Genomic DNA, 26,297 nt, shown 5'->3' with positions numbered 1-26,297 from the left:
CCTACTGCAAGCGATTCCAGAGACGGGACAAGCGGCCGGACAAGGAGGCTTCGCGACGGACCGAGTCCGCCGCCGATTCCTGCTGGTGGATCTCGCGAAGATGCTCGCGGAGGGCATGGATGCGTGTTGCGGCTTCCTTGTCGGCACCGGTTTGCGTTTTGGGCAGGCTTTCGAAGTCGGCCAGTTTGCTGGAGACCTCGAAGCGGAGCCGAGACAGTTCGGCATGCTGCTTGGCCAATTCGGCCCGCTCCTCGCGCAGCCGGGTGTCTTCGGTGGTCGATGCACTGGCCAGTTTCCGGTTCAGTTCGGCGTTTTGTTTTTCCAACGCCAGAACTTGGAGCTGCAATTGTTGGTTCGTGGCCTGCAGTTCTTCCAAGGTATGGGTATCGGCTGCGGCGGCGCCGCCTTCGGTGGCGACGCGGTGCAGTTTTCGCTGCAACTGGTGCACCTGCTGTTCGCCCGTCTGCAGCCGCGCTTTCAACGATTCGGTTTCGGCCAGGTGTTCCTGTTCTCGTTGGCCGACGCGTTTCTCGATGTCGCCCACCCAGGCTTCCAGCTGCGCCCGTTCCTCCTGCTCGAATCGATTGGCCAACTCGGCCGCTTGCAACATCTCTTCCAGAATGGCGACGCGTTCGTCACTGCGGTTCGCCTCGTCGATCAATTCTTCCATGCGCCGCAGGCATGCGTCGGGCTCGTCCCGCTCCGCGGACGACTCGTTTGATAGTGGGTCGCTGGAAAACGAATGCTCTGCGTCCCAAGCCGCTTCGGCGTCCGAGTGATCGCGGTCGCCGGGCTGCGGATGGGGGCGATGCTGTGCCTCCTGGGCCGCCAGGGCGGCTTGCAGGTGCGCAACTTCGGCTCGCAACAGATCCACGGTCTCGCGATCGAACATCTCGTCCTCGTCGGAGGCCATGGCGTCGAATTCCGAGTCGAGCATCGAGATGTCCAGATCCAAGTCCGGCGTGAGACTGTCCGGCGTGAGGTCGGCGAGGTTCTCCTCGGGGGCTGCTTCGTCCGCAGTGGCTTCGGCCGCTGCGGCGGCCGGTCCGGCGTCGCCCGGGCTCGGACGTGCCTCGGTTGGCGTCTGCACGCTGCGGTTGACGGTGATGCGATAGGGCCCCACCTCCAGACAGTCGTCGGCCTCCAGGACGTGTTCGCCATCGACCGTTTGGCCATTGACGCGAGTTCCGCAGGCATGCATCCATTCTTGAACCGTCAGGCAGCCGTCCTGATACGTGATACGGCAGTGGATCTCGGCGATCTCCGGGCCGCGCAGGCGAAGACCACATTGATGGGACGCGCCGATAAAGACGCCCGTGTTCGGCTGCAAGGCGACCGAACGTTGTTCACCGGCCGGCCCGGTAGCGAAGAGCTGAAGGGCTGCGGCGGACTGTGAATCCAGCGGAGCCGTGTGCGGAATCGAACTCATGCTTTCCCTCCTACCAGTGCGGCTGGCGCCTGTTGCGCTGGAGCCTGTTGGACTGACACCTGCTGGGCTGGCGGCTGTTGGGCTGGAGCCTGTTGAGGGGGTTTGGTGGTTTGCACGGCTTCCAGCAGGTCCGTTGCTGTGCAGGGCTGCGGTAGCACGATGTCGGGAACGAAGCCCAAACGTTGTTGCCACAGGTCGTCCGACATCTGCCGCGGGTCTTCGATCATCGCGATACGCGTGATGCGGGCGAAGGCTTCGGGGTGTCGCTCGGCCATCTGATGCATCAGTTGGCAGACTTCGGGAACATCCGCGGCGAACACCAGGTGTCTCGGCGGATTGCGTTTGAAGACCAGTTGCAGCGCCAAGCGGTCGCGTACGACTTTGCCGCGGTGCGTCGAATCGGCTTTGTCCAGCGACGCACGCAGCGTCCGAGCCCGGGCAGCGTCCGGTTCGAACACGACGAATGGCGTGCCACTGCTCGCCGATTGCGGCTGAACCAGATCAGCCTGGACAAAAGCCTGCAGGACTTGTGTGACCTCTTCCCGTTGCCAGCCCAAGGCGGCGACCAGTTCATCGACGCTGCGCGGCTCGGCCAGTGACTGCAGCAGTTTCAGATGTCGCGCGCCCAGTCCCGAACGATCCAGGTTCTGGCCGCGGATCGCGACACGGGCGTAACGTCGATCCTCGGTCGCCGTCTCCTGGACGTTGCCGGCGATCAGTTCACCCTCGACCAATAGCGCCAACAAGCTGATTTCCAGCGGTAGGTTCTGATGAAGGGTATTGGTGCTGGGAGTCGTTTCAAAGCGGAAGGCGTCCAGTTTTTTGGAGAACGCCAGGCGGACCAACATGGCGGCTTGGAACCGCAGCAGCTTGCTCATCAGCCGCGGATCCAAAACCTTTTGATCTAGTAATTGAACAAAGCCGTCCACCTCGGCGCAGCTTCGTCCGCCAATGGTCATCTTCAGGACGGGCGCGAGCGTGGCCAGGGACGCGGGCAACTGGCCGGCGATCGCCTCGATTTGTTCGCTGCTCAAACCCGTTGCGTAGACCGCTTGAATGCGTCCCCGACCGAGATGAAACCGCAATCGCACCCGGTCCGCTTCCACTTCCAGCGTGCCGGTTTTCTGACCGTTATTGAGAAAATCCAACAGCTCCCGAATGCCAAAGCAGGCCAACGATCCGGACAGTGCCGCTTCGCCCGTCTGATGGATGACCTCCGGAACCGCCGTGCCTGCGGCCTGGGAGGTTACGATCATCGCGGCCGTATCCAGGGCGTTACCGACCGTCGTGCGAAGCAGTTCCTCGGTGTAAGGTTTGGGCAACATGTCGACCACGTTGTCCATCTCCACGTACTCGGCATACGCCTTTTTACGCAGAGTGGAACTGACGACCACCGGCACCTGACACAGCTCGGGCGTATCGACCAACTGGCGACAGACCTCGTATCCGGTGGTCCCGGGCAGTTGATGATCCAACAGGATCAGATCGGGCAGAATCTCTTTGGCGATCTCCAGGCCCTCCTCGGCATTGGCCGCCAGGACGACATGGTAGCCGGCCGGACTGAGGTGCGTATCGACAAGCTTGCGAATCGTCGAGCTGTCGTCGATGACAAGAATGGTCTTTTCGCTCATACGGTCACTCCAGCGGGTTTCGGATTGAGAGGTTGGGGGGGCGCCAGGCGATTCTCTTGCGAGAGCGACTGAACGGTGGCGTGCAGGTCTTCGGCGCGCAAGGGTTTGGGCAGGTACGCCGCCGCCCCTCGGCGTCGGGCTTCGGCGCAGATGGCAGCGTCCTGCCGGCTGCTGATCACCACGACTGGGGTGCCGCGGTGGCGGTCCATCGCCGCAACGGCTGACAACAGTGCCAGCCCGTCGACACGAGGCATTTCCATATCTGTGAAAACCGCGGCCACCGAAGTGGTCCGTAGCAGCGCCAACGCTTCTTCGCCGTCGGACGCCTCGAGAATGTCCCAGCCGTAGTCTCGCAGCGCACGAACGGTGCACCGTCGAGCGCTTTGCGAATCGTCGACGACCAGAATCGTGCGCTCTCGGTGACGGGCGATCGAGCCGAGCGCAGTGCTGCCGGCTGGACTGACGGTGTCGCGGCCGTGGTTGCGGTCCGGCACCGGCGAACCCGTCGCGGTTTTTGGCAAGCGGTGTGGGTCGACCAACAGCATCACCTCGCCCTGGCCGGACAGGGTGGCTCCCACGCAGAACGGATGCGTCTGCAGCAGGGGCGGCAGCGGGCGAACCACGACTTCCTCAGGACCGACGACCTGATCGACCAATACATTGACTCCGTCTGCGGGCACTTCCCCCGCCTCGCGGACGTCGCTGTGCGCCGCAGGGCTGCGGTTCAGCCGGATCGTTTGGGCGGCCAGTTTCGGCGTGGTGGAACCGGAATCGAGCAAGCCGGAAAAAACGATGGAGCTGGCCGTTCGCTGCGCGGTCGTCGTTTCGCCGGCTCCGCCAACCGCATGGGTGGGAAACGCAAACCGTTGGCCGCTGGACTGGAAGACCATGACGTGCTGGATCAACGAGGGCAACGGAAAGCGGAGGCGAATCGAAGTGCCTTGGCCGGCGACCGAGTCGATCTCTAACCAGCCTCGCATCCGCCGCAACGTATCGGCCACGACATCCATGCCCACGCCTCGGCCAGCCATCTGATCGGCGGTGTCGCGGGTGGAGAAACCGGGGTGAAAGATCAACTGGGCCAGTTGCTGATGCGAGGGATTCGCATTGCCCGCGAGAAGGCCCGCCTCGGTGGCTCGACGACGGATCGCCGCATAGTCCAGCCCTCCGCCGTCGTCCTCGACGTCGATCGAAAACAGGTCGGGACCGGCCGTGGCGGTCAACGTGATCGTCCCGGTCGCCGATTTACCCGCCGCAGTGCGCCGGTCCGGCGATTCGATGCCGTGACAGACCGCGTTTCGCACCACGTGCAGCAGCGGCTCGTACAGACGTTGCTGCAACGACCGTTCGACGCAGGCCTCCGTACCCAGCAGACGCAGTTGAACCTTCTTGCTTTCGCTGTGCGACGCATCGCGAACGACGCGCTGTAGTCTCTGGAACAAGCCTTCGATCGGCGAGCGACGCAGGGCGACCAGCTCCTGACGGAACTGGCCAATGAACTGAGTGATCGCACTGTTTTGTTCGGCCAGCGGTCGACTGCAATGCTGTATCGCCTGAGCGATCTCGAGCACATCGCTGGCAACTTCCGACATCTGCAGTGCCCCGGCGGCAGCGTCGCAGCGGTGCTGGTCGCCCAGGACCCGCAGTTTGGAGACACACCCCACCAAGCTCCGATGCGCCTCCTGGAGCACGGCGGTTTGCGATTGCCGGCGGTTTTGCAGCATGACCAGTTCGGCCAGCATGTCCATCAGACGGTTCAACTGGGACGTTTGCACTCGCACGACTGACTCGCCGGATTCGTTCACACCGGAGGGCGTTTCGCTGCCACTGCCCCCCGGGACGCTTTGACGACTGGGCGTTTCGCGGCCGCTGGGCGTTTCGCGGCCGCTGGGCGTTTCGTGGCGGTTGGGCGTTTCGCGGCGGTTGGGTGATGGTTCGCCTGTCGGATCGGCGGGTTCCGGGTGTCGTACCGCCGGAGGTGCAGGTTCGGCGCGGCAGTGGGGCGAGGGTGTGGCGGCATCCGTGCCATGGTGGGATGCATCCTGCCATAGACTGCGTCGTACTTCGTCAAACTGCTGCAGCAGACTGTCGACATCCGCTGGGGTTCCCTGCTGTTGGTGGTCGCGGAGCGTGTCTTCGGTGCGGTGCAGTTGGTCGGCCAAAGCTTCCAGCCCCACACTGCCGGCGGCGCCCTTCAGCGTGTGCAACTCCCGACAGATCTGTTGCTGCGGCGCGGTGCCGCCCGGATCCGACTCCAATTGCAGCAGCGCCTGCTCGATCGTGGCAAGACAAGACGCGGCGTCATCCAGGAATGCGGTTCGCAGTTCGGTGTCCAGACTTTGCAGCGCGAGTTGAACCTGGTGTGCGTCGGCGGTCGGCGGTGTGGGATGATCCGGGACGGGCGGCGTCAACTGTCCCAGCATCGCTTGGATCTGTTCCGCGCTGGGGGCTTGGACGTCGTCACCGGTTGCGTCGCCGTCGTCCCACAGGCCCTCAAAAGAGCCTTCACCGACGGTCGGGTCGTCGTCGTCCCACTGCACCGATTGCCATGCGTCTTCGCTCGGGTCGATCATGAAGGCGCTCCTACGGCTATCGGGGCCGAACTCGAAACCACCGCCCCGGCCCGCGCCGGCGGTTCGACATCAATCGCCCCAGACGACGGTTCCGGGTCGGCTGGCAGAATCAATTCCTGCCGAGGATCGCAGGCGAGAAAACGTTGGCTGGCCGCTTGCAGCTCCGCCGGCGGTTTGCTCAGCGTACGCAGCGTCCACCCCAACCGGTCCGCATTGTTCCGCTGGGACTTGGCGACCTGTGACAACTCCTCGACTTTCCGCAGGACGTCTTCCAGCAGGGTCTGTTGCCCGGCCGCGTGTTGCTTCAAGCGTTCGCAGTCGGTACGTTCCGTTTGAACGTCGCGAAGTCCTGTTTCGATAGCCGCGCCCAAGCGTTCGGCCAACTCGGCATGGCTTTGCAGGCGTGCTTGATTGCGGCGGAGCCCCTCACCGGCTTCGCCCGTGATCAACTGCATGGTATCGATCAGGCTGGTGATCTCGGTGACGGCGCTGCTGGAGCGTTCGGCCAGTTTGCGCACTTCGTCGGCGACGATGGCGAACCCGCGACCGTGCTCGCCGGCTCGGATCGCTTCGATCGACGCGTTCAGCGCCAACAGTTCGGTGCGCGAGGTGACATCGGTGATGGTGTCCAGCAAACCGCTGATCTGCTGGACGGGGTCGCACAGTGCGCGCAGCTTTTGTGCGCCGCCCTTGGCGTCACCGGCGGCTTGGGTTAGCCCCTGGGTCAGCCGGCCGGTCATCTCCAGACAGTGCTCCGCGGAGCTTTCACGTCGGCCGATCGACTCGTAGTGCTCGTTTGCGGACTGTTCGATCGTCTGAACCGCTGCGGACAGGTTTTCGACATAGGTGCCGGTTTTGACCACGGCGTGCCCGTGACGCTCGGTGGTGTCGGCGATCTGTCCGATCGCTGCTTGCGCCTCGTCGGCGTGTTGTTCCAGCGACTGAAGATGGTTGTGCAACGTGCGTCCCAAACCGGCCAGAACGCCGCGCATCTGTTGGCTCAGCGGCGAGTCGTCGCCCGCTCGACGATCCAATAATTGCAGGACGGTTTGAATCTCGTGGGTTTGTTTTCGGGTCTCCGCTGCGATCTGTTCCCAGCGTCGCGATTCATCGGCGATCCGTTGGGTGTGCTGGTCGAAATCGTTCATACCGGTTCGCGCCGGGGCGTATTCGCCGTCGGCGTCTGCGACAGCCCGCAGCGCACCGGCCGCACGCTGCAAGCGAATCGCCAACAACCAACACGGAACGCTCGCGCCCAGGACCGCCATTCCCACCAAGGCGTTTGCCCAGCGATCGTTCATCAGAACCGATCCAGCAACGGCCACCGATGCCGATAGCAGGCTGAGGCTACAGCACAGCAGGGACAAAGTTTTTGTGTTCAATTAATCGCTCCCTGCAACATGGCTGATTCCGCTGGCGGCGTGGATGCCGCCGACCAGTGACGCCGCAAAAGTGTCTCGGCGTGGCGGTACAACGTCGTCGGGTCCAGCACGTTCACGATGCGGTCCTCGTACATGGCCGTCGCCAGAACCAGACCGGCCAAGTGGTCCTCGGCTGCGGCCCCGCCGATCGCCAGGGTTTCCAGCGCAGCGATTCCGGGCGCTTCGGCGATTCGGATGCCCCAGGTGTGTGGAACGTCCAGGACGATGATTCGATTCTCGGGATCTGTAACCGGTCGCGGCTCCGCCGACAGGAGTGCATCGATGGCCAGGACCGGCACAAACTGGCTGCGAATATGTCCCATGCCAATCACCACCGATGCGCACTGCGGAACCGCAACCAGCGGCGGCGCCACGGTGATCTCCTGAACCGCTGTCGCCGGCATGGCATACCAGTTGCCTCCGGCTGAGAAGACGCAGTGTTTGGCAGCCGGCGGAACGGATCGGGCCGAAGCGACGCCAGCGATGCTTGTAGCCGCATTCACGAAACGTTCTCCAGTTGCCTTACGGAGGCGGGACGAAACGACCCGAGCAAGGCGCGAACGGTCTCGACCAATTGCTGCTCGCAGACAGGTTTGGGCAGGTAGGCGCCCAGTTCACTACCGAGTGCATCCAGGTGCTGCGCCGTATCGCGAGTCAAAAACACAATCGGCAGCGGGCGCCGGCCGAGGTTGGCCGCGAGAATCTGCTGACAGGCTTCGTAACCGTCCATTTCCGGCATCTGGATATCCAGGATTACCAGCTCCGGTGCATGCTGGCGAAACTGGGCGACGGCCGCTACGCCGTTGTCGGCCGTGACGACTTGAAAGCCGGCGGCGACCAGAGCTCGTCGGACAAGCGTCCGGACCGTGCCGCTATCGTCGGCGACCAGGATGGTTGCAGATGCCATGAGAAGCTCCTCTCGATCGAGGCAATGGATCGACTCCACTACACCAATCAAACGGTGGGTGTCACCGTGACCCAATCCGCGATTCGGTCCCAGCGTAAGAAAAGATGTTCGTCGTCCCCGTGAGAAGAGCCGCGAGCGGCGCGTCCAGCTGAAATATGGGTTACCTAGGGGCCGAGTCAAGCAACTTGCGTAAAGAATTGTGGGACCACCGTCGGCCGCACGACCGCGGCCGGAAAACCGCCAGAAGACTTGTCACACCCTGTGGGCCCGGAGCCACGCAAGCGGATTTCATCGAGTATGATTGCAGTACCCACATAGCATCACCGAACCCGCCTTTTGGGCGGCTCCTCGCCCACCACACCGCTGCAACCGCATGACGTTTTTCAAACTATCCTGCCCAGGCTGTAACAAGTCGCTGAAGGTCTCTGAGAATTTGGCTGGCAAGAGCCGTGCCTGCCCGTACTGCCGCGAAACGGTTCGCATTCCCGACGCCGTACCGGTCGAAAGCGAACCGGTCTTCCCCGGAATCGATGTCGCCGAGCCAAACACCGCTCGCAACCGAACCAAACGCGTTGCCGCGACGGGCGACAAAGCAAGCGCGACCTCGCGCAGCGATTCGGCGGTCACCGCGCCGGTGGTCGTGACTGAAACCGACGGCCCCAAGCCGACCAAGCAGGCCAAACAACCGGTTCGCAGCCGGCGACCGCAAAAGAGCTGGTTCAGCAGCAGCAGCGAATCGGCCAGCAGTGACGTCAGCTTGGTGCTGAGCTTTCTGATCGGTGCCGTGGCGACGCTGCTGTGGTACGGCCTGACGTTTCCGCTGCGGGAAACCATGTTCGGGCAACTGTTCTGGCAGCGGGGTCCGATTCCCTTTCCCACAACCTTGCTGCTGTTTTGGGCGGTGGCCATCCTGGTGCTGAAGTGGTTGAACCTGAAGAAGCAAAAGGACGCCATGCTGTTGGATGTGTTGCCGACCGAGATCTCTGCCGAGATCACCGTCGGCTCCATCGACCGCTTCATCGAGCACATCAACCAGTTGCCCGGAGCCAGTAGCGATACGTTCCTGGTCAACCGCGTGGTCCGCGGGATCGAACACTTTCGGGTTCGCAAAAGCGCGGCGGAAACCGTCACCATGATGGAATCCCAATCGGCCATCGATAACAACAACCTGGCCGGCAGCTATTCGATCCTCAAAGTTTTTATCTGGTCGCTGCCCATTCTGGGATTCATCGGTACCGTGATGGGGGTCAGCTCCGCCGTGGCGAGCCTGGCATCCAGCCTGACCGATGGCGGTAGCCTGGATGCGATGAAGGTGGCACTGCGGGATGTGTTCGCCGGCTTGGGGACGGCGTTTGACACCACCCTATTGGCGTTGATCATGAGCATGTTGGTCAAGATCCCCACGTCGGCCCTGCAGAAGAGCGAAGAAGATCTGATTACCAGCGTGGATGAGTACTGCAATGAGAACCTGCTGCGGCGGTTGAACGACGGCCGTGAGGGCGGGGCCCAGCGCGGCGACCAGGCCGCGACCGATTCGGCCGCCTTCCGCGAAGCGGTCGAACAGGCGCTCGGTACCCACCATGCCGAAATGGAACAGTGGTTAGAGAAATTGGACGCGATCGGTGGCGGACTGACCGAACAGGTCGCCAGCGGTTGGGACCAGGTAAACCGCCGGATCGAGAAACAACAAGAGAAACACGTTCGGGTGTTGCACGAACAACAACTGGACCAACAGGCGCGGCTGCAGGCCCAACTGGATCAAATGGCCAACGCCGCCGACAAGATCCAACAAACCCTGAACGGACTGGCCGAACAGACCGTCCAGCTGCAGTCGGCCGTCAACGATACCTTCTCGCAAACCGGTCAAACGCTGTCGACGCACCTGGACGGCGTCGAGAACGGACTGTCCCGACTGGGAACGGTGCTGAGCCAGCTGGGCGAACAGCAAGTCGTAATCCAGCAGGTCGCCAGCGAACCGCCCTCTCGCCGCGGCGGGTGGTTCGGTGCCAAACGCTCGCGAAACGGACGGGGGCACTGACCATGGCGCGACGAGCACGAGCGAACGATGACGACATTTCGCTGTTTCCCTTTCTCAGCATCATCGCCAGCGTGATCGGTGTGCTGACCATGATGATCGCGACCCTGGCGCTTGCCCAAACCGACAATCCCGATATCGCTCAGATCGAACAGTACCAGGCGGCCCAGAAACAGGTGCAGCAGCTGGAAGAGAAGATCGAGACGCTGCAGCGAGAAATCGCGGTTTCCAACAACACGGGCCTGCAGCTGCGTGAAGAAAAGCAACTGCTGGACATGACCCTGGAAGAGCTGGAAGAATTGCTGGCCGAACAGGAGGCGATCGACCAACAGTTGGCCGAACAGGAAGCCATCAAAGTGGTCATACCCGAGATCAAACCCCGCGACCGAGAGACGGTCGCGGAGATGCAGACCCAGCTGCAAGAGCTTCGCGAACAACTCGCCCAGCTGGAAAAGCGTGCCGAGGACGCCGTATCCGCCAGCCAGACCGATGTCACGGTCCTGCCGCAGGGCAGCGGACTGGATTTTGTTCCCCATTTTGTCGAGTGCGACGAGGGGTCGCTGGTCCTGCATCATCTGCAGCCCCCCAAACGCATTCGCGCCGCCGAGATGACCAAGGACGAAGATTTTCTCGCCCTCCTGGAGCAAACCCTGAACGGCAAAGACGATACGATCGTATTCCTCGTCCGCAGCGATGCGTTAAACGTCTATCGCGCGGCTCGCAAACTGTGTCGTGACCGCGATATCCGTAACGGAAAAATCCCGGTCGTCGGCGAGGGCCGAATCGACCTGAGCGCCTTTGGCCGCGACGAATCCTCCACCGCACCGCCCGCCGAAGAGGATTCGCAATGACCCGACGACCCAGCGAAGCCGATGACGACGGCGGTTTGGACGCCTTGCTCGATACCATGACCAACGTGGTAGGGATTCTGGTATTGGTCCTGATCGTGACGCAGATGAGCGTGGCCGACGTGGTGACTCGCGTCACTGCGGAAGTGGAGGTGAACGAAGAAAAGATCGCTGACGTCCAGCAACAGTTGCAACGCAAACGGGCCGAAGTGGACGAGTTGAATCAGATCCTCGTCGACCCGCTGGATATCGACCCCGAGGCCCAGCGAGAAGAACTCCGCCGCAGCAAAGCCCTGCTGGAGCGTCGCAAACGATTGCTGGAACAAAGCAAGCAGCAGAAGAACCAGCATGCCCAGCGGATCGCGGCCGAGCGCGAGATGGCCGAGCAGAAAAGCCAACAACTGAAACAGTTGTCAACCGAACGCGAGACGCTGTCGAAGCAGATTACCGAATCGCTGGAAAAGAAAGCCCAGCTGGAGTCCGTGCTGGAGGAAGCCAGCGCCGCGCCGCCAGCGGAAGACGTGCAGGTCAGCATCCCCAATCCGCGACCCGCGCCGCCGGGAGCGAAGGAGGTCGTGTTTGTTTGCTCGGAGAATCAGATCTTTCCGGTCAATGCCGAACTTTTTCGCCAGCGTGCTCAGGCTCGAGCCAAAACGATCATCGCCCGCGGCCGGTTGGACTTGAATCCCCAGCAAGGAATCGACCCGGAGAAATTCACCGCGGCCTACGAGCGGTTGAAGGATCGAGACGACTTCTTCGATGTCGAGTACTACGTCCAGTCCGAGACCTGGCCCAGATTGCGTTTGATTCCTCGAGAAGGTCGCGGGGCCACCACGGCGATGCTGGCCACGCCCCGATCTGATTTTCGCCAACGCGTGCTCAGCCAATTAAATCCCAGCCAGTACTACGCCCGCTTCTTCGTCCTTCCCGACAGCTTCGAAATCTATCTGGACGCCCGCAGCCTGTTCACCAAGCAGGGGTTCCTGGCCGGTTGGGAACCGCAGAACGAGGATTGGCTTTACACCACGGGTATCGGAGGCGGAATCCGTTTGGGACCGCCACCCCCGCCGCCGACAGACCCACCCGACCCCAACGCTCCCAAGCCCAAGCCGCCTTCGGTGATCGACTGATCTGCTGCGCTCGGTAGATTTAGCGGCGGCTATGCCCATCCCCGCCGACGCTAACGCATGCCCGCTGCGATCAAATCGTCCAGCTCCGCTTCACTGGTCATCGCTCGCAGTTTGGCGACCGCCCGCAGTTCCAATTGCCGCACCCGTTCGGTACTGATTCCCAGCCCCGCCGCGATCCGTCGCAAGGTGTGCGGCTGGCGGACCGATCCCACCGCGTAACGGCAACGGATAATCCACTGCTCGCGGTCGTCCAATCGGTCGATCATATCGAGCATCCGTTGCCGCAGACGCTGCCAGCACCGTTCGTACTGGGCCGACGAAGCGCTGCGTTCGTCCTGCACATAGGCCCATTCGCCGGGCTCTTCGATTTGCCTGGCCTGTTGCCGGCGGGCAAACCGAACGCGTTGGTACAGAGCCCGCGCGATGGAGCGATAAGCATACGTGCTGAAGCGAAACCCACGACGATAGTCAAAATGCTCCACCGCGTTGATCAACGTCTCGATGCCATCGCTGAGCAGTTCATCGAAAGGCAGCGAAGCGGTGGCGTAGCGTTTCACCAGGGCCATGACCAACCGCATATTCGCTTCGACGATCTCGTTGCGAAGCGTTTGGCTGTGGGCGAGCAGGGCCAGGACGTGCGCGTTGCGATCCGCGTCGGTCGAGTCGTCCGGATCCGTCTGCAGCACGCGGCCGGCGAGAAACTTGGCGTAATTCATCTCCCGGAACAGCTCGGTTTCCCGCTCGGGGTCCAGCGGCGGCGCATCTCCGAGGGCTGTGTGCGAAGCTCTGGGCCCGCTGGCCTCGCCGTGGGAAGAGGTTGCCGGCAGCGGGCTGTCCAGCGAGCCATCGAAGAATTCGGGGCTGAAGACAAAGGCGATCGGCGGGACCGTCCCCGCGTCCGTTCGGCCGGAGACGTTCGCGGCAGCCATTTTCGAGCGTGCCGGGGGGCTCTCTGCACGGCTCTCTGCGCGGTTCTCCGCACCCCCGGGCCGCAGCGGTCTGCTCGGGCGGCAACGGGAGCGACTGGCCGGCCGTTGCATCCGATTCGATTGGCGGGTCGAGGTCGAAATCATGGCGGGCTCCCCTTCAACAGGCAAAAAACGTCCAAAACGGTCATCCGGCGAGGAGTCAACCGCACGCGGCGGGCCAAAACAACCCAGAAAACGTCAAAAACGTTCAATCCGATGCCAGCAGCCTGCTCGGCCGACGCCCGTGGGTTCACGGCCCGTCGATGGATTCGAGAACGCACTGTTTAGGTGAGCCGCTTGGGCGATAGCCCGGTTTTCTTTGGGCGATCGCCCCGGTTTTGCGGTGACGAAACCGAGGCTAGCCTCTACACGGCTCAATAAATCGACGGGCGGTTCAAGCGCGGGACGGGCCCAAAGACCGTCGGTTTGGTTCTGCAAATCGAAGTTTCGAACGAGAAATCGGCTTGCCGCTCCGCTAGGATGACCCTGCGAGACCGGCACTAAATCATTCATTTCGTTCAGGAGCATGCCTGGAGATGCGCGAGCAATTAACTCCCAAACAGGTGGCCCGGGCGCTGGAGGTGAGCGAATCGTCGGTCAAGCGGTGGTGCGACCGCGGCTTGATTCCCACCCAGTACACCGCCGGCGGGCATCGGCGGATCGCCCTTTCGGATCTGCTCGTCCGCGTTCGTGACGGGCGGTACCGTTTGGTCCATCCCGAGGCACTTGGTCTGCCACCGACCAGCGGCCGGTCGCTGGGGGGCCGTCAGCGCGCCGGCCAGCGGATCGGCGAGGCGCTGCTCGAAGGAGCCGAGCAGCGCTGCCGGCAGATCGTGTTCGACCTGGTCCTGGCCGACCAGCCGTTGGCGGCCATCTGCGATGAGGTTTTGGCCGAGGCCCTGTGCGAGATCGGGCACCGCTGGGAACAGGGCGAGGCCGAGGTGTATCAGGAGCGCCGGGCGTGTGAAATCGTCCTGCGGATCCTGCACGAGTTGCGGACGATGATTCCGGCCCCGCCGGAGGACGCTCCCGAGGCGCTCGGTGGGACGATGGCCGGCGACCGATACGTGCTGGGAACGACGATGGCGGAGCTGGTCCTGCGCGAGGCGGGCTGGAAAGCGATCTCGCTGGGCGACAACCTGCCGGCGAGCACCTTGGCCGCGGCCCTGCAAACGCATCGGCCCAGCCTGTTCTGGTTGAGCTGTTCGCATATCCCGGACGAGACGGCTTTCTTACAGGCCTACCAGTCGCTGTACCAGAGCCACGGCCAGCGGGCCGCGTTCGTCGTCGGCGGCAACGCTTTGACCGAATCGCTGCGTGGGCAAATGCAATACGCCAGCTACTGCGACAAGATGCAACACCTGGCCAGCTTTGCCAACTCGCTGCAGAGGATGAGCAATCGTATCAGCGGTGAGAAGCACGACGAATCCCAAAACCCAACCCTGGAAAACTGATGGTCGATGTTCCCGAGATCCGCATCCGGACCCTCCGCGACTGCGCTCCGGCGGCCGATGGGCAATTCGTCCTTTACTGGATGATTGCTTATCGCCGAGGCCGCCACAATTATGCTTTGCAGCGCGCCGTGCAGTGGGCCCGGAAATTAAAACGGCCCTTGGTCATTCTGGAGGGTTTACAGTGTGACTATCGCTGGGCTTGCGACCGATTTTCGGCAAGATCCGCTACATGAGCAGCGACAATACTCGCAAGAAGCTTCGGATGAGCCGGTATTTGGAACGGTTTGGTCCGTAGCTCGCCCTCACCAACCAAAGCCTGGCGCGATCAGCTACGGTTGGCGGGACGTTTGGGGAGGACCCATTCGGGGCGGGGGAAATGGCAGGTGTAGCCGTTCGGGATCCGTTCGAGATAATCCTGGTGCTCGGGTTCGGCTTCCCAGAAATCACCCACCGGTTCGACCTCCGTCACCACCTTGCCGGGCCAGTGTCCGGACGCTTCCACGTCGTCGATAGTCTCCAGAGCGACTTCCCGCTGGGCCTGGTCGGTGTAATAGATCGCCGAGCGGTACGAGGTGCCGCGATCGTTGCCCTGGCGATTGGGCGTGGTCGGATCGTGGATCTGAAAGAAGAACTCCAGCAGTTCGCGGTAGCTGATCTGCTGGGGATCAAACTCCACCTCGATGCCTTCGGCGTGGGTGCCGTGATTGCGATAGGTTGCATGGGGCACATCGCCGCCGGTGTAGCCGACGCGGGTCTTCAAAACCCCCGGCAGCTTGCGGATCAGATCCTGCATGCCCCAGAAACAACCACCGGCCAGTACCGCGCGTTGCGTCGTCATCTTCGAACTCCTTACCAGGACTGGATCATTTGATTCAGCCAGAAAGCCAGGGCGGCCACCAGCAACGTGCCCACAAAGGGAAGAATGATCATCGCGTTGAGTTCCAACTTGCTTGGACTCGGTTCTTGGTGCGTCACGGCGACTGTTCCTTGGACAGAATGAGAAAGCAGAAAACCAAACGGTACAGGGCGGGGCGGCGGTCTGGCAGACGGCCCGCCACAAGCGCCATTTTAGAATTGACCGCGTTTCTGTGCAGGGGTTCGCGCCGCGATTCGGCCGAGCCCCCCCCGGTGGGGATTTACCACGGATCGGCCTGTCGATTGCTTGGCCCGTCGATTGCTTGGCCCGTCGATTGCTTGGCCCGTCGATTGCTTGGCCCGTCGATTGCTATACCGCTGGCCGCATGTGAATCGGTGACCTACGTTTAAGCTCGGTCGGCAAGTTCGGTTGACTTCCCCGCCGGGGTCTTGTACCAAACGCAGACGCGACTTGCGGTTCGCAATGCAACAGAAGGAATCAGGGATCTTAAAATCGGAATCTAACACCATCGACGCCTCCAATCTTCAACGTCCCGAGACCGTTCCGCTGCCGCTGCAGCCGATCGATCGGCTGCTGCGGCCGGTGGCCCGGATCTTGCATGTCGAAGCGACCAGCGGGATTTTTCTGATCATCTGCACGGCGATCGCCCTGGCGGCGGCGAATTCGCCGTACCGCGAAGCCTATTTGGCATTCTGGGAGCAGACGGTCACGCTGGCGTTCGGAGATTTTTCGTTCCAGCACAGCCTGCACCACATCATCAACGACGCGTTGATGGCGATCTTTTTCTTCGTGATCGGGCTGGAGGTCAAACGAGAACTGGTTCATGGCTCGCTGGCCGACCTCCGGCAAGCCTCGCTGCCGATCGCGGCGGCGATCGGCGGGATGGTGGTGCCGGCGGGACTGTACCTGTCGCTGCAGTATGGGGAACCCGGCCAGCGCGGCTGGGGGATTCCGATGGCGACCGACATTGCCTTTGTGGTCGGTTGTTTGGCGTTGCTGGGGTCGCGCGTGCCGCACAGTTTGCGGGTCATGCTGCTGACGCTGGCCATTGTCGACGATATCGGTGCCATTTTGGTGATCGCCATCGGCTACACCGAATCGCTGGACCTTCGCTATCTGCTGTTGGCCGGCGTCGCGATCACGGTCGTCCAGCTGTTTTCGCGGTTGGGCGTACGCCGCTTTCCGCCCTACATCCTGATGGGAGCCATCGGTTGGTATGGACTGCACGAGTCGGGTGTGCATGCGACCTTGACCGGAGTGATCCTGGGATTGATGACGCCGGCCCGCTCGGTTCTGGTGCCGGAGCGTTTTCGCGAATACTTGCAGTACAAACAGGATGACTTCATCGAGGAGCGCTGGGTTAAACGCAAACACCGGGCCGCGTTGGTCAAGGAAGTGCAGAAACTGACGCGGGAGACGGTCTCGCCGCTGGAGTATCTGGAGATCACGCTGCATCCCTGGAGTGCTTATGTGATCATGCCCGTCTTCGCTTTGGCCAATGCGGGGGTGGTGATTCAACCGGAGCATATCAGCGATTCGGTGGCGGCCGCCGTGATGTTGGGCCTGGTCGTTGGCAAACCGCTCGGGATCGTGCTCTTCAGCTGGGTGGTGATCCGGATGGGTTTGGCGCGGTTGCCCCGCGGGCTGTCCTGGCCGATGTTGATCTCGGGCAGTTTCCTGGCGGGCATCGGGTTCACGATGGCCCTGTTTATCGATGGATTGGCGTTCCGAGGTCAGAGCATGGATACGGCCAAGGTCGGCGTTCTGATCGGTTCGGCACTTAGCGCGATCCTCGGGATGGGGCTGCTGTTCTGGACCTCGGTCCTGCACCGCCGCCACCGCGAGCAGGCCGAGGCGGAAGCCGCCAAAGCGGTGGATACAGCGGAATAAATCCGCCGGCCGGGTCAAGCCAATACATCGCCGATGACGTGACCTTCGACGTTGGTCAATCGGCGCTCGATCCCGTTGTGCTTGAAGGTCAGCCGCTCGTGATCCAGGCCCAGCAGATGGAGGATCGTGGCGTTGAAGTCGTACAGAGGATGCACGTCCTGGACGGCGGCCCGGCCCAGTTCGTCGGTCAGGCCGTGGCTGACACCCGCCTTGACCCCCGCTCCGGCCAGCCAGCAGGTAAATCCGTTGGGGTTATGGTCGCGGCCCTGCGAGCCTTTCTGGAAAAACGGCATCCGCCCGAACTCGGTGCACCACACCACCAACGTATCTTCCAGCATGCCGCGCTGTTTTAAATCCTTGATCAACGCGGCCACCGGTTGATCGAGAATCGCGGCATGTCGATCGTACTGCTGTTTCAATTTATTGTGGCCGTCCCAGTTCAACTCGCCTCCGCTGGCATAGGCGCCGTTGAACAACTGCACGAACCGCACGCCGCGTTCGACCAGGCGCCGGGCAAGGATGCAGTTCTTGGCAAAGGCGGCCCGCAGCGGTTGCGTGGTATCATCGGCACCGTAGGCCTTGAGGACGTGCGCCGGTTCGTCGTCCAACGCCGTGACTTCGGGAACACTTAATTGCATCCGAGCGGCCAACTCGTAACTGGCGATCCGTGCGGCCAGTTTGCTGTCGCCGGGGTTCTGTTCCAGATGCCGCCCATTCATCCGCCGCAGCCAGTCGCGGGCCGCCGTGTCGCGCCCCGCCGGGCCGGCACCGCGGAGGTGACGGATCGGTTCACGAGAGCTCATCATCACGCCCTGGAACGCCGCGGGCAGAAAACCGGCGCCCCAGTTATTGGCTCCGTTCTGCGGGACGCCCCGGGGGTCGGGGATGGCCACGTAGGCGGGTAGATTCTGATTCTCGGTTCCCAGCGCGTAACTGACCCAGGCGCCCAGACTGGGGAACCCGTCCAGTTGAAACCCGGTGGAGAGGAAATTTTCGGCCGGCCCGTGCGTGTTGCTGGTGCTGGTCAGGGAATGGACGAATGCCAGGTCGTCGGTCAGTTCCGCAAGATGCGGGATCATGTCGCTGACCCATTTACCGGACTGGCCGTGCTGGCGAAAACGATATTGGGGCCGCGCCAAATTGCCCGCGGGGCCTTGGAACGTAACGGCCGGACCGCCGGGCATCGGTTTGCCGTCCAGCCGAATTAATTCAGGTTTGTAGTCCCAGGTCTCCAGTTGACTGACCGCCCCGGCACAGAACACAACGATCACGTTCTTGGCCTTGCCGCCGTAATGCCCGCTACGGGCGGCGAACGGTTTTTCCGGATCGACCTGGACGCTGGCCCCGAGCGACTGCTGTTGGTTCAGCAATTCCAACAGCGCGATCGAGCCCAACGCGGTCGCCGATTCGGTTAGGAATCGGCGTCGATCCAGCAGCTGCGAACCGTTGGGAGAAAGGTCGGAAAAGGTCATCGAACGACTCACGGAGAGAACAGGAATTCGTTGCAGTTAAACAGGACGCGGCACATCGTTTCCAAACCGTGCTGGGCTGCGAGCCGGCCGGCTTCCTTCTGTTCCGTTGGCGTGGGCGACCGGCACAGCACCAGTTCGAAGGCGCGCGCGACCTGCGTATCGACGTCGCTGCCGCATTCGCGCCGCAGCCGCTGGGAAAGCGCCGCCGATTGTTCCGCCGTGAACGTGCTGTTGAACAGGTTCAGGGCCTGGATTGGCGTGGTCGATTCGCTTCGCCGAGGCGCGCTTTGGCCGCCGTCGGGACAATCGAATGCGCCAAACACCGCATCGGGTTCGCGTCGCACTTTGTGTGCGTAGATCATCCGGCGCAGGCCCTCGCCCTCGAATGATTCCACGGGCGTAAAACCGCTCAATCCGCCGCGTTTGTTAAAGCGATCGAAACCGCGTCCGCCCATGGTTCGCTCCAAGCGTCCGCCGACCGCCACCATCGTGTCGCGGATCACCTCCGCTTCCACCCGGCGCCGGGGGAACCGCCACAACAACCGCACATCGGCGTCGCGCTGGGCCGCAAACGCATTGTGCTGAGCCGATTGCCGATAGGTACTCGACAACACGATCCGCCGGTGCAGCTGTTTGAGCGACCAACCGCTGCGGATGAACTGGTCCGCCAGGTAATCGAGCAGTTCGGGATGTGACGGACGCGACCCGTTGCGGCCGAAATCGTTGGGCGTGTCGACGAAGCCGATGCCGAAGTGCCATTGCCAGATGCGGTTGACCAGGACGCGGGAGGTCAGCGGGTGATCGGGCCGGACGATCCAGTCCGCTAACGCCAGGCGGCGAGTTTGTTCGTCGCAGTCCGGCGCCAGCGTCTGCTCGCCGAATCGGCTCAGCACCGCCGGTGGCACCCGATCGCGGGGTTGTTCGGGATCGCCGCGGCTGAGCAGATGGATGGGGTCGGGGGTGCGGAATCGCCCGGCAAAGGCCACGGGGCCCTGCTCGGCCTCCGCCGCGGCTTTTTCCAGCGACTGTTTTTCTTTCCGTTGACGCTCGACCTGACGACGCCCTTCATCGGACAATCCGCTCAAACGCAGTTCGTCGGCGAGCCGCGTCGGTGCCGCATCCGCATCATAGCCGTGTCGGTCGCCGGCGTCGGCCACACGCCGCCAAACGCCATCGACCAACGCTTCGATGTGGTAGTCGGTGGCCAAACGATCGTGGAATTGACCGTTTCGATCACGGCTCCAAACCACGCGGTCGATGGTCTGCAGGTCGGCAAACTGTAATTCGATCGTGCCGGCTCCGTCCTGGTTGCTCAGCCAGGACCGTTCATTGCCGTAGCGTCCATCGTGAACAAAGTGGGCTTCATGGCGATTGGCGACCATGGTTTCGCCGGACACCATCAGGCCGGTACCACGCTCCGCGGCCGCGACGTTTTCACCCTGGACGTTAAAAACTTCGAGCTCGTCGATACAGGGTTCCAGGGTGTTGGTCGCCGCCACCACGAAGCGCACACGGTCGGTCGTTACCGGGGCAAAGCGATCGATGTTCAACAGCGCATCGACCGCGGTGCGGCGCGCCTCCTGAGGTGGGAAGGATTCGCGGTCAAGCTTTGCCGAGGTGGTCCGCCCGGCGGCGTGAGTCTGGGGACGGGCCAGCGGCACGTGATCTGACAGACGCTGGTCGATGGCGGCAATCCGCTCGCGCAGCTCGGCAGCACGCCGGCGTCGCTCCTCCGCATCGCCCGTCTCCACCCGGCGTTCCTTGTATTCCACCCCGGCCACGAAGGCCTGCATGCTGTAATAATCGCGAGCGCTGATCGGATCGAACTTGTGGTCATGACAGCGGGCGCATCCCACACTCAATCCCATGAACGTTTGCGACACGTTGTTGACGATCTCGTCGAGCGCGTCCTGGCGCGCCAAGCGTTTGGAGGCTTCGTCCTTGCCGATCTGACCGGGCAGCAACACCGAAGCGGTGACCAGAAAACCCGTGGCCGGATCCTGGTCGAACGCGTCGCCGACGATCTGCTCGCGGACGAAGCGGTCGTACGGAGTATCGGAATTCAGCGCCTCGATCACGTAGTCACGATAGGGCCAGGCGTTGGGGCGTTCGGTGTTGACTTCGAAACCGTGTGTGTCGGCATAGCGAACCAGGTCCAACCAGTGCTGCGCCCACCGTTCGCCGTATCGCGGTGAAGCCAACAAGCGGTCGACCGCCTCTTCATACGCGGTAGGGCTGGTGGCGACGCGCTCGAGGAAACGCCGAGCCTCGTCCGGGGTCGGCGGCAGACCGGTCAAATCGATCGAAACCCGACGCAACCATGCCAGCGGCTCGGCCGGCGCCGAGGGTGATAGACCGGTTTGCTCCAGACCCGCCAGCACAAAGCGGTCGATCGGGCCTCGCGCCCAATCCGCAGTGGCGACCGCCGGAGGCGACGTAACGACCAGCGGCTTGAAGGACCAGTGATCCATCCGGTCTTCCAGCTCCGCCAAGTCGACGCCGTCAGGCCAATGGGCGCCTTCGGCGATCCAACGCCGCAGCACCGCAATCGCTTCGGGCGGCAACCCGTCCTTGCCAGGCGGCATCCGCATGTCCCGATCGTCGGCGGTGACCAGTTGCATCAGCGGACTCTCTTCGGGATCGCCCGCGATCAGGCTTTCGCCCCAGCCATCGCCGCCCTTGAACGCTTCGGATTTGATGTCCAGCCTTAGACCGCTGCGCTGACGCTGCTCGCCGTGACAACGATAACAGTGCTGCTGGAGGATCGGCCGCACATCGCGAACGTAGTCGACCCGCTGGGCAAAAACCGAGGGTGAGAATGCGTCCAGCAGACACCAGAAGCAGACACAGCAGAGCAGCCAGCGAAACATCGGCGGGATCCGGGCGGGCACGGCGACACAGAGGCGAGGGGGAACCGGTCCCGCCCAGTATAGTCCTTCCGCGGTGCCGATTGCGAATCGACACCGCGATGCCCAGAGTTTCCGCTTACGACGATGCTTCCACGGCGTCGGCTAACTGCGGCGTCTGTGCGGCCGAGTGCGCGACTTGCGGCCGTATCTCGCCATCACGACCGAACGGTTGCTGCAGGCGGTCCCGTCGTTTGGCGAACCGTCGCAGCAGGACGTAGAACACGGGGGTCAAAAACAAACCGCACAGGGTCACTCCGACCATGCCGCTGAACACAGCCGTGCCCAGCACACGCCGCATTTCGTAGCCCGCTCCGGTCGCCACCAACAGCGGAACCACGCCCAGGATGAACGAAAAGGCGGTCATCAAAATCGGCCGCAAACGCAACCGGCAGGCTTCCACCGCCGCAGCGAAGCGATCCTTGCCGGCATCCTCTTCGCTCTTGGCAAACTCCACGATCAGAATCGCATTCTTACAGGCCAATCCGATCAACACGATGAAACCGATTTGCGTCAGGACGTTGTTGTCCATCCCGCGGAACCAGACGCCGACCAACGCAAACAACAAACACAGCGGCACGATCAGAATGATGGCCAGCGGCAACAACCAGCTCTCGTACTGGGCGGCCAGAGCCAGGAACACAAACAGCACGGCCAGGGGAAACAGGAACACGATCGTATTGCCGGCCTGTTTCTCCTGGAACGCGATCTCGGTCCATTCAAACCCAAAACCCGGCGGCAGATTCTGAGCCGCCAGGCGTTCCATCGTCTCCAGCGACTGGCCGGTGCTGTAGCCGGGCATGGTCGAACCGTTGATGTCGGCCGCCGGAAACAGGTTGAAACGCACCAGGCGATCCGGGCCGGCCGTATGCCGCACGTCCACCACCGACCCCAGCGACACCATCGCCCCGCGGTTGCTGCGGGTGCGGATCTTGGCGATGTCGCTCGCCTCGTCGCGAAACTCCGGTTCGGCCTGAGCCGTTACGCGGTAGGTTCGTCCGAGGAAATTAAAGTCATTGACGTACATCGATCCCAGATACACCTGCAAGGCTTCGAACACGTTGCTGACCGGAACGTTCAACATTTCCGCCTTGGTCCGGTCGACGTCGGCATACACCTGCGGCACGTTCATGTGCAAGTTGGTAAAGGCCTGAACGATGCCCGGTTGGCTGTTGGCTTCCTTCAGCATCACCTGCGTGACTTCGTTCAAAGTTTCCAGCCCCGCACCGCTGCGATCCTGGACATACATCTTAAAGCCACCGCCGCGACCGATACCGCGGATCGGTGGCGGGGGGATGATGAAGACTTGGGCTTCGTTGATGCCAGCGACGGCGCCGCGCATCTCTTCGACAATCTTCTGAACGCTTCGCCCCCGTTCGGCTCGCTCCTTGGCGTCCTCCAGTGGCAGAAAGGTCACGGCCGCGTTGGGGCTGATCGTGAACGTCGAACCCGATAGGCCGGCAATCCCCACGGCGTGGGCCACCCCGTCGATCTGGCCGCCGATCTCGGCAACCTGGCGCGTCACCTTGTCGGTTCGGGCCAGCGAAGCCCCGTCGGGAAGATTAATACTGACGATGATATAACCCTGGTCCTGTTCGGGAATAAACCCGGTCGGCACCAGCGAGAAGCTGAATCCGGTACAGACCAACAGCACCGCATAGATTCCCAGGGCCACGCCGCTGGTGCGCACCAGGCGGCCGATCACTTTGGCGTACACACCGCTGGTGAAATCAAACGTCCGGTCGAACAGCCGGAAAAACCATCCGAACAGGCGATCGATGATTCGTCCGAACAGGTTGCTGGGAGCATCCTTGGGACGCAGCAACAGCGCGCACAGTGCCGGGCTGAGCGTCAACGAGACGAAGGTCGAGATCGCCGTAGAAATCGAGATCGTCAACGCAAATTGCTGGTAGAACTGACCGCTGATGCCGGGAACGAACACCGTGGGTACGAACACCGCAATCAACACCAGCGTCGTGGCGATCAATGCCGAGCCGACTTCGTCCATCGCTTTGTGGGTCGCCTGCCGTGGCGAGAGCCCCTTGGCGATCAGCCGTTCGACGTTCTCCACCACCACGATCGCGTCGTCCACCACGATCCCGATCGCCAGCACCAGCCCAAACAGCGACAGGGTATTGAGCGTCACGCCCAGAAACTGCATGACCGCAAAGGTACCGACCAAGGAGATCGGAATCGCGATCACGGGGATCACGGTCGGCCGCCAGCCGTGCAGGAAAAAGAACACCGTAAAGACCACAAAGACGGTCGTGATGAACAGCGTCTGGAACACTTCGCTGATCGATTCTTCGACATAATCGGTGGGGTTGTAGGCGATCTCATAGCCCAAGCCTTCGGGGAAATCCGCAGCCATCTCCTGCATCCGCTGCTTGACCTGCGCCGCGGTGTCGACCGCGTTGGTGCCGGGGCGCTGGTAGACCAGCACTGCGACGGCCGACTGGCCATCGAGGTAACTGCGGCGCGAATAATCCTGGGCGCCCAGCTCGATCCGAGCCACATCTCGCAGCCGCGTCACCTGTCCGTCGGCGCCGCGTTTGACGATGATGTCGCCGAACTCGTCCTCCTTGATCAAACGCCCTTGAGTGGTAACGTTTAACTGGAAGTCGCCGGTTTCGTCGATCGGCGGCTGGCCGATCACGCCGGCGGCAACCTGGACGTTCTGGCTGCGAATCGCCGCCACGATCTCGCCCGCGGTCAGATCGACATGGGTCATCTTTTCGATGTCCAGCCAGACCCGCATCGCGTACTCGTTGCCGCCGGCGATGCGGATCGCGCCCACGCCGTCCAGCCGCATCAGGGCGTCGCGGATGTGCAGGAAGGCGTAATTGCTGATGTACAGGTTGTCGCGACTGTTGTCCGGGGACTTCAGGTGAACGACCATCAACATGTCCGGAATCTGCTTGGTCGTCGTCACGCCGATCTGCCGCACCGCCTGAGGCAATCGCGATTCGGCGATCGCCACGCGGTTTTGAACCAGGACCTGCGCATCATCCAGATCCGTGCCCAGCTTGAACGTCACGGTCAACTGCATTGTGCCGTCGCTGCTGGAGGAGGACTCCATGTACAGCATGTCGTCAACGCCGTTCATTTCCTGCTCGATCGGCGTGGCCACCGTATCGGCGATGACCTGTGGGGTGGCGCCGGGGTAACTGGCGCGGACCAGCACCGTCGGCGGCGCGACGCTGGGATACTGGGATACCGGCAGCGTAAAGTAGGTGATGCCGCCGACCAACACGATCAAAAACGACAACACCGCGGCGAAGATCGGCCGCTCGACAAAGAAGTGAGGAAATTTCATCGTGCCACCTCTTGCTCGAGCAAGGCGACGGGGACGGGAGTCGGTGGCGGCGAGATCCATTCCGCTTCGGGAACCGGTGCAAAGTCGTTGGGCAAACCGTCCTCGACCGCTTCGATGCGGCCTTCATTGGTCACCACGTTCATCCCCGGACGCGCTTTTAGTAGCCCCTCGATCACCACCTGTTCTCCGGGCCGGACGCCCTCGCGGACGACTCGGAGGCCATCGGATATCGGCCCGAGCCGAACCGCCCGACGCTCGACCACGCCTTCCTCGACCACGTACACGTACTGTGACGACTGGTCGGTGCCGATGGCCGAGTCGGGAATCAGCACCGCGTCGTAGGGGGCGCTGCCGGGGATCCGAATGCGACCGAACATCCCGGGCAACAGCAACTGGTCGTCGTTGCGAAACACACACCGGGCTCGGAGACTGGCGGTTTCCACGTCAAACCGGTTGTCCACAAAATCCATATGGCCTTGACGAGGAAAATCGGTTTCGTCGGCCAGCCCCAGATAGACGGGATTCTTGGCCACCCGGGAACTCTCCCGTTGGCCGGCCTGGGCCAGGCGGACGTACTTCAGCACGTCCTGCTCGGTGGCATCGAAGACGCAGTAGATCGGGTCCAAGGAGGTGATCGTGGTCAACAGCGAGGCGGTATTGGTGCCGCCCGCGATCAGGTTTCCTTCGGTGACCTCTTTGCGGCTGATCCGGCCGCGGATCGGCGCCCGGATTTGGGTGTACTCCAGATTCAACTCCGCCGCCTCGACCCCGGCGGCCGCCGTTTCAATCGCCGCCTCGGCCGTCGCGATCGCCGCAGCGGCCGAATGCATGCCGGCCCGAGCTCCTTCCAGATCCGCTTCGGCCTGCAGGAACGCCGCTTCGCGTTCGTCCAGTTCTTGCTGGGATGAGGCGTTTTGCGAACGCAGGTTTTTGACCCGTTCGTACCGCACACTGGCCAACCGCAGTTTGCTGTTGGACTGCAATTCCCGAGCTTTGGCTTCGTCGGACAACGCGCGAGCCTGCTTGAGCTTCGACTGGGCCTGCTGCAGTTGACTGCGAGCCGCATTCAATTCCGCTTGAAACGGCCGCGGATCGATCACGAACAGCAAATCACCTTGCTCGACGACCTGGCCTTCGTCGAAGTGGACCGATTGCAGGTAGCCGCCCACGCGAGCCCGGATCTGGACCAGATCGACCGCTTCGAGGCGTCCGGTATAGGCGTCCCATTCGACGATCTGCTTGCTGATCGCCGGCGCCACGGTCACCTCCGGGGGCGGCATCTCGCCGCCTCCGGCCGCCGCGCTGGAGTCGGAACCACAGCCCGCGGCGAACAGAATCATCAGCCCGGCGGCCGCCACAGCGCCGGCGGTAAACCATCGTCTTGTCATCGTCTCGAAGTCCTTCGTAATCTCTAGCTACGTTTACCGCCCTAAACAATGG

The 26,297-nt window shown here is 62.5% G+C and carries 19 protein-coding genes; 6 read left to right on the top strand and 13 right to left on the bottom strand.

What is annotated here, in order from left to right; genetic code table 11:
* Position 1 precedes the first annotated feature (1 nt).
* From GE027_RS05980 to GE027_RS05955, 6 genes are all read right to left on the bottom strand, one after another.
* A complete protein-coding gene (locus GE027_RS05980; protein ID WP_153556278.1) occupies positions 2 to 1,429 on the bottom strand; it encodes an FHA domain-containing protein in 1,428 nt (475 codons plus the stop codon).
* Positions 1,426 to 3,060: a response regulator gene (locus GE027_RS05975; protein WP_153556277.1), complete on the bottom strand. Its 1,635-nt coding sequence runs from the start codon at positions 3,058 to 3,060 to the stop codon at positions 1,426 to 1,428. Before GE027_RS05975 ends, GE027_RS05980 begins: the two co-directional genes overlap by 4 nt.
* A complete protein-coding gene (locus GE027_RS05970; RefSeq protein ID WP_153556276.1) occupies positions 3,057 to 5,633 on the bottom strand; it encodes a hybrid sensor histidine kinase/response regulator in 2,577 nt (858 codons plus the stop codon). The genes GE027_RS05975 and GE027_RS05970 overlap by 4 nt, the downstream gene beginning before the upstream one ends.
* The gene (locus GE027_RS05965) at positions 5,630 to 6,934 is read right to left on the bottom strand and encodes a methyl-accepting chemotaxis protein (RefSeq protein ID WP_153556275.1); all 1,305 of its coding nucleotides are present in this window, start codon (positions 6,932 to 6,934) and stop codon (positions 5,630 to 5,632) included. The genes GE027_RS05970 and GE027_RS05965 overlap by 4 nt, the downstream gene beginning before the upstream one ends.
* A gap of 77 nt (positions 6,935 to 7,011) precedes the next feature.
* Positions 7,012 to 7,557, bottom strand: coding sequence for a chemotaxis protein CheW (locus tag GE027_RS05960; protein ID WP_153556274.1), 546 nt, complete (start codon positions 7,555 to 7,557; stop codon positions 7,012 to 7,014).
* Positions 7,554 to 7,961 carry a response regulator gene (locus tag GE027_RS05955; RefSeq protein ID WP_153556273.1) on the bottom strand — a complete coding sequence of 136 codons (408 nt, stop codon included), beginning with the start codon at positions 7,959 to 7,961 and terminating at the stop codon, positions 7,554 to 7,556. The genes GE027_RS05960 and GE027_RS05955 overlap by 4 nt, the downstream gene beginning before the upstream one ends.
* 373 nt (positions 7,962 to 8,334) lie before the next feature.
* On the opposite strand from GE027_RS05955, the gene GE027_RS05950 reads away from it, so the two are divergent.
* The 3 genes from GE027_RS05950 to GE027_RS05940 are packed head-to-tail and all read left to right on the top strand — an operon-like array spanning position 8,335 to position 11,974.
* A complete protein-coding gene (locus tag GE027_RS05950; RefSeq protein WP_153556272.1) occupies positions 8,335 to 9,999 on the top strand; it encodes a MotA/TolQ/ExbB proton channel family protein in 1,665 nt (554 codons plus the stop codon).
* A 2-nt stretch (positions 10,000 to 10,001) separates the two neighbouring features.
* On the top strand, positions 10,002 to 10,847 hold the full coding sequence (locus GE027_RS05945; protein WP_153556271.1) for a hypothetical protein: 846 nt from the start codon (positions 10,002 to 10,004) through the stop codon (positions 10,845 to 10,847).
* Positions 10,844 to 11,974 (top strand): hypothetical protein, encoded by a 1,131-nt coding sequence (locus GE027_RS05940; protein WP_153556270.1) that lies wholly within the window; start codon positions 10,844 to 10,846, stop codon positions 11,972 to 11,974. Before GE027_RS05945 ends, GE027_RS05940 begins: the two co-directional genes overlap by 4 nt.
* Positions 11,975 to 12,024: 50 nt before the next feature.
* Here the strand turns inward: GE027_RS05940 and GE027_RS05935 are convergent, their stop codons facing one another.
* Positions 12,025 to 12,903 carry a sigma-70 family RNA polymerase sigma factor gene (locus tag GE027_RS05935; RefSeq protein WP_162006594.1) on the bottom strand — a complete coding sequence of 293 codons (879 nt, stop codon included), beginning with the start codon at positions 12,901 to 12,903 and terminating at the stop codon, positions 12,025 to 12,027.
* A gap of 575 nt (positions 12,904 to 13,478) precedes the next feature.
* On the opposite strand from GE027_RS05935, the gene GE027_RS05930 reads away from it, so the two are divergent.
* Positions 13,479 to 14,396, top strand: coding sequence for a MerR family transcriptional regulator (locus GE027_RS05930; protein ID WP_153556268.1), 918 nt, complete (start codon positions 13,479 to 13,481; stop codon positions 14,394 to 14,396).
* Entirely contained in the window at positions 14,396 to 14,629 is a 234-nt protein-coding gene (locus GE027_RS05925; protein ID WP_153556267.1) for a hypothetical protein, read from the top strand. The genes GE027_RS05930 and GE027_RS05925 overlap by 1 nt, the downstream gene beginning before the upstream one ends.
* Positions 14,630 to 14,721: 92 nt before the next feature.
* Here GE027_RS05925 and msrA read toward each other — a convergent pair whose 3' ends face one another.
* Together msrA and GE027_RS23560 are read right to left on the bottom strand one after the other, a co-directional pair.
* Positions 14,722 to 15,234, bottom strand: coding sequence for a peptide-methionine (S)-S-oxide reductase MsrA (gene msrA, locus GE027_RS05920; RefSeq protein WP_153556266.1), 513 nt, complete (start codon positions 15,232 to 15,234; stop codon positions 14,722 to 14,724).
* An 11-nt stretch (positions 15,235 to 15,245) separates the two neighbouring features.
* Positions 15,246 to 15,371, bottom strand: coding sequence for a hypothetical protein (locus GE027_RS23560; RefSeq protein ID WP_261344032.1), 126 nt, complete (start codon positions 15,369 to 15,371; stop codon positions 15,246 to 15,248).
* A 364-nt stretch (positions 15,372 to 15,735) separates the two neighbouring features.
* Here GE027_RS23560 and nhaA point away from each other — a divergent pair, with 364 nt between their 5' ends.
* On the top strand, positions 15,736 to 17,163 hold the full coding sequence (gene nhaA, locus GE027_RS05915; protein ID WP_153556265.1) for a Na+/H+ antiporter NhaA: 1,428 nt from the start codon (positions 15,736 to 15,738) through the stop codon (positions 17,161 to 17,163).
* A gap of 14 nt (positions 17,164 to 17,177) precedes the next feature.
* Here the strand turns inward: nhaA and GE027_RS05910 are convergent, their stop codons facing one another.
* The 4 genes from GE027_RS05910 to GE027_RS05895 form a co-directional block, all read right to left on the bottom strand.
* Entirely contained in the window at positions 17,178 to 18,635 is a 1,458-nt protein-coding gene (locus tag GE027_RS05910; RefSeq protein ID WP_153556264.1) for a DUF1501 domain-containing protein, read from the bottom strand.
* Positions 18,636 to 18,643: 8 nt separating this feature from the next.
* Positions 18,644 to 21,505 (bottom strand): PSD1 and planctomycete cytochrome C domain-containing protein, encoded by a 2,862-nt coding sequence (locus GE027_RS05905; protein ID WP_153556263.1) that lies wholly within the window; start codon positions 21,503 to 21,505, stop codon positions 18,644 to 18,646.
* A 115-nt stretch (positions 21,506 to 21,620) separates the two neighbouring features.
* A complete protein-coding gene (locus tag GE027_RS05900; RefSeq protein WP_153556262.1) occupies positions 21,621 to 24,857 on the bottom strand; it encodes an efflux RND transporter permease subunit in 3,237 nt (1,078 codons plus the stop codon).
* Positions 24,854 to 26,245 carry an efflux RND transporter periplasmic adaptor subunit gene (locus GE027_RS05895; protein WP_237607324.1) on the bottom strand — a complete coding sequence of 464 codons (1,392 nt, stop codon included), beginning with the start codon at positions 26,243 to 26,245 and terminating at the stop codon, positions 24,854 to 24,856. Before GE027_RS05895 ends, GE027_RS05900 begins: the two co-directional genes overlap by 4 nt.
* Between the last annotated feature and the right edge of the window lie 52 nt (positions 26,246 to 26,297).

Source organism: Roseimaritima sediminicola (genome assembly GCF_009618275.1).
In the GTDB taxonomy this organism is placed as follows: Bacteria; Planctomycetota; Planctomycetia; order Pirellulales; family Pirellulaceae; genus Roseimaritima; species Roseimaritima sediminicola.
Note: the sequence above shows the minus strand (reverse complement) of the source record. Positions and strands in the feature narration are given on the sequence as shown.

What these genes read in the sequence shown, in the direction of transcription:
- GE027_RS05980 (WP_153556278.1), bottom strand. Translation starts at nt 1,429, where the DNA reads ATGAGTTCGATTCCGCACACGGCTCCGCTGGATTCACAGTCCGCCGCA.
- GE027_RS05975 (WP_153556277.1), bottom strand. Translation starts at nt 3,060, where the DNA reads ATGAGCGAAAAGACCATTCTTGTCATCGACGACAGCTCGACGATTCGC.
- GE027_RS05970 (WP_153556276.1), bottom strand. Translation starts at nt 5,633, where the DNA reads ATGATCGACCCGAGCGAAGACGCATGGCAATCGGTGCAGTGGGACGAC.
- GE027_RS05965 (WP_153556275.1), bottom strand. Translation starts at nt 6,934, where the DNA reads ATGAACGATCGCTGGGCAAACGCCTTGGTGGGAATGGCGGTCCTGGGC.
- GE027_RS05955 (WP_153556273.1), bottom strand. Translation starts at nt 7,961, where the DNA reads ATGGCATCTGCAACCATCCTGGTCGCCGACGATAGCGGCACGGTCCGG.
- GE027_RS05950 (WP_153556272.1), top strand. Translation starts at nt 8,335, where the DNA reads ATGACGTTTTTCAAACTATCCTGCCCAGGCTGTAACAAGTCGCTGAAG.
- GE027_RS05945 (WP_153556271.1), top strand. Translation starts at nt 10,002, where the DNA reads ATGGCGCGACGAGCACGAGCGAACGATGACGACATTTCGCTGTTTCCC.
- GE027_RS05940 (WP_153556270.1), top strand. Translation starts at nt 10,844, where the DNA reads ATGACCCGACGACCCAGCGAAGCCGATGACGACGGCGGTTTGGACGCC.
- GE027_RS05935 (WP_162006594.1), bottom strand. Translation starts at nt 12,903, where the DNA reads ATGGCTGCCGCGAACGTCTCCGGCCGAACGGACGCGGGGACGGTCCCG.
- GE027_RS05930 (WP_153556268.1), top strand. Translation starts at nt 13,479, where the DNA reads ATGCGCGAGCAATTAACTCCCAAACAGGTGGCCCGGGCGCTGGAGGTG.
- GE027_RS05925 (WP_153556267.1), top strand. Translation starts at nt 14,396, where the DNA reads ATGGTCGATGTTCCCGAGATCCGCATCCGGACCCTCCGCGACTGCGCT.
- msrA (WP_153556266.1), bottom strand. Translation starts at nt 15,234, where the DNA reads ATGACGACGCAACGCGCGGTACTGGCCGGTGGTTGTTTCTGGGGCATG.
- nhaA (WP_153556265.1), top strand. Translation starts at nt 15,736, where the DNA reads ATGCAACAGAAGGAATCAGGGATCTTAAAATCGGAATCTAACACCATC.
- GE027_RS05910 (WP_153556264.1), bottom strand. Translation starts at nt 18,635, where the DNA reads ATGACCTTTTCCGACCTTTCTCCCAACGGTTCGCAGCTGCTGGATCGA.
- GE027_RS05905 (WP_153556263.1), bottom strand. Translation starts at nt 21,505, where the DNA reads ATGTTTCGCTGGCTGCTCTGCTGTGTCTGCTTCTGGTGTCTGCTGGAC.
- GE027_RS05900 (WP_153556262.1), bottom strand. Translation starts at nt 24,857, where the DNA reads ATGAAATTTCCTCACTTCTTTGTCGAGCGGCCGATCTTCGCCGCGGTG.
- GE027_RS05895 (WP_237607324.1), bottom strand. Translation starts at nt 26,245, where the DNA reads ATGACAAGACGATGGTTTACCGCCGGCGCTGTGGCGGCCGCCGGGCTG.